General features: G+C 65.5%; 1 protein-coding gene. It reads right to left on the reverse strand.

All coding sequences use genetic code 11. The features are described from left to right. Positions 1-59 precede the first annotated feature (59 nt). On the reverse strand, positions 60-878 hold an 819-nt coding region (locus tag EOD07_RS35975), incomplete at its 5' end, for an SPOR domain-containing protein (protein WP_164772927.1).

Raw genomic sequence — 878 nt, forward strand, 5'->3', positions numbered from 1 at the left:
CTCCAATCACGATTAGTCTCCTTCGACGCCGGTACCTTCCGGGAGATTTCGACAACCGCCTACTGCTCGACGGCGTAGCACGAGATTTTCTTGCGTTTCAGCGCATCGCAGGCCTTCCAGGCGGCACTCTTCGAGTCGAAGCCGCCGAAGCGCGCGCGGTAGTAGGTGGTGCCGTCCTTGTCGAAAGCGACGGTGAAGCCGGAGGCGTCGGCCAGGATCTTCGGCGCCTGCTTGGCGGTCTGATCGAGCAGGCTCTGAGCTCCTGACTTCGTGGGCGAAGAGGCAACCTGAACCACCCAGCCGGACGGCACCGACGACGTCTTGACCGGATCGATCGCAGGCGCGGCAGGCGCCGGCTCGGCATAGGCGGCAACGCTGGTGTCCTCGGATTTGGGAGCCGGCGCCATGGCTGCTATCGCGACCGTCTTGACCTTCCGGGCCTTGAGCACCGGCTTGGTCTCTTCCGCGACCTGCTGGGTGTCGTCCTGGACGTCATCGGCTGAAGCAACGACGGTGTCATCCGTTGCCGGCTTGGCGTCCGGCGTCGGCGCGTCATGCTTGGGCAAGAAGACCTTGGCCAGAGTCTTGATCGGGTTGTCGTTGCCCTTGGCGATGAGATCACCGCCGCCGCGCGTCGAGGCGCGCGGCAGATAGGTGGTGATCAGCGCGGCCATCTGGTTGTCGCGGCTGCGGCCGGAAGCGCCGCCCATCACCACCGCGACGAGGCGGCGGTCGCCGTCGGCGACGGAGGAGACGAGATTGTAGCCCGAGGCGCGGGTATAGCCGGTCTTGATGCCGTCGACGCCCTTGATGCGGCCAAGCAGACGGTTATGGCCGTTGATGCGCTGGCGGCCATACAGGAACGAGGGCTGCGAGAA

The organism is Mesorhizobium sp. M2C.T.Ca.TU.002.02.1.1 (assembly GCF_003997225.1).